The sequence below is a fragment of the Candidatus Hakubella thermalkaliphila genome, from assembly GCF_013281975.1.
Classification (GTDB): Bacteria; Actinomycetota; Humimicrobiia; order Hakubellales; family Hakubellaceae; genus Hakubella; species Hakubella thermalkaliphila.
The window spans coordinates 1-1,758 of sequence record NZ_BLRZ01000213.1 but is presented as its reverse complement, the minus strand read 5'-3'; the positions used below and the strand labels follow the sequence as shown (position 1 = coordinate 1,758).

Below are 1,758 nucleotides of genomic sequence, written 5' to 3'. Positions count from 1 at the left end.
GGTTGTGGCTTTGAACAAGATAAACCAGCTAACCTACAGCTTCCAGCTCAAGAGCAAGGATCCTTTCTTTCTGTACTTGAGCTGCCCGAAGTTATCCATGCAAGTACAGGGGTTTAAAATGTGAGCCCTAAATTATCCCTTAATATTTGATGCTTCCTTCTAAAGAGGCTGGACAAACGGGGGTCATTGCGCCAGTCTGGACACCGGCTTCATGTAGTGCCCTGGCTGCTTGGGCGGTGATTGGGCCGTTCTATGGTTTTGACTGAGTCTCTATTACCCCATTTGGTCTCGATATAGATCTGGCAATGTTATTCAGATCTTCTTCATCCAAGAATAAAATCCCTTTTGTTCGAGCATACTCCATAGCCTGCTCAGTAAATCCTCCCTTGAAAATAACATAATTTTCATGCGACGTGGTGCGCCGCGGTGCATGGGCGATTCTTTTGGAGATAAACCAGCATCGGGCTTCGAAGGGTGCGGATTTCTTCTCCAGGTCTTCGAGGTCTTTTTTGCCTGCCAGCTTAGTACTCCAGTTAATCTCACATACCCAAGTTTCGTTATTTTTGGCTAGAGCGTTGATTTCGACCTGTCCAATCTTCAGAAAGCTACATTCGGAGAGGATTCGCTCCTCAATCTTTCATAGCTCCTTGCAAGAAATCTATAAAAATATCCAAATCCCTTTCTATATATCTCCAATTAGTAAGGATCTTCTGTTTAAGACTTTTTACTCTATCTGGAGCGAGCTCATAGTCATATGAGTGTCTGAAGATATGTCTAAACCCTCTCAGCTCATCAAGGATAAGGTAACTTTCTTTGGATAAGAGTCTTGGTCTTATCCCTGGTACATCCAATTGCATACGTTTAAGAAGCTCCCTATGGTATTTAGATAGATCTTCTATACGATTTTCAAAGGTCTTGGCTATCTCTTGAAAAAGATCCTCTAATGCGCAGTATAGATTATGAAGGAGATAGGCAAGGTGGCTTACCTTCTCTCTAGCAGAGGGTTTGGTAGCCTTAACCTCTTGCAATATCTTTTCCATAATTTCCGTCTGATTAGTAAAATAGCCCAGAAGTATAGCTAAAGGTTCCTTTTTCATATAATCTTCAGCCCCTTCTTTTCAATGCAATCTTTAAACTTACATTCCTCAAGCTCTATCAGGTCAACACTCCTTTCAAGAAGTTCCTCAAGCTCTGATAAGGTTTTAAAATATCCTTCTATTAGACCATCAACAACTACATCTATATCTGAGAAAGGATAAAATCTACCCTCCTCAAGGATTGAACCTGCAAGAAAAACTCTCCTAACCCCCTTGCCTTTAAAATAGGTCTTTAAGGTTTTTACAGACTTCTGAAGGATCTTTAGCCGTTCTTTCTCTCTTTTCTTATATTCGTCCTCTATAGCCTTTTCCCAAAGGGAAATATCAAAGGTCTTTAATCCCATATACTACCCTCTTTGTCCGCTCTCTTAGGAAACTGAACCTTCACCCCTTCACTGCCTCCAGCCTTCCCTGGTCTCGCCATTAATAATAACGCATCTGAATACATTGGTACATAACCCAAAACTAGCGCCAGAAAGTTCGTGACACCCTCCCCTCATGGAAAAGAGGGGGGAGTAGAGCGTGATTTTTTCTAACTTTAATTTACAAGTCACTCATGCCGCCTACAGCGGCACCACGGAAGAATGAAAAACCTATTTTCAGGATAGAAAAGGTCTGGTTTTGCCAGGCTGACCAAAAACTCAAACATGTTCAGTGCTAA

At 41.8% G+C, this 1,758-nt stretch carries 2 protein-coding genes; both read right to left on the bottom strand.

The genetic code is table 11. The annotated features are described in order from the left end of the window. Positions 1–629: 629 nt before the first annotated feature. Positions 630–1,040, bottom strand: coding sequence for a ribonuclease toxin HepT-like protein (locus HW443_RS10990; protein ID WP_176236273.1), 411 nt, complete (start codon positions 1,038–1,040; stop codon positions 630–632). A 53-nt stretch (positions 1,041–1,093) separates the two neighbouring features. After that, the gene (locus HW443_RS10985) at positions 1,094–1,441 is read right to left on the bottom strand and encodes a hypothetical protein (RefSeq protein WP_176236274.1); all 348 of its coding nucleotides are present in this window, start codon (positions 1,439–1,441) and stop codon (positions 1,094–1,096) included. Positions 1,442–1,758 lie beyond the last annotated feature (317 nt).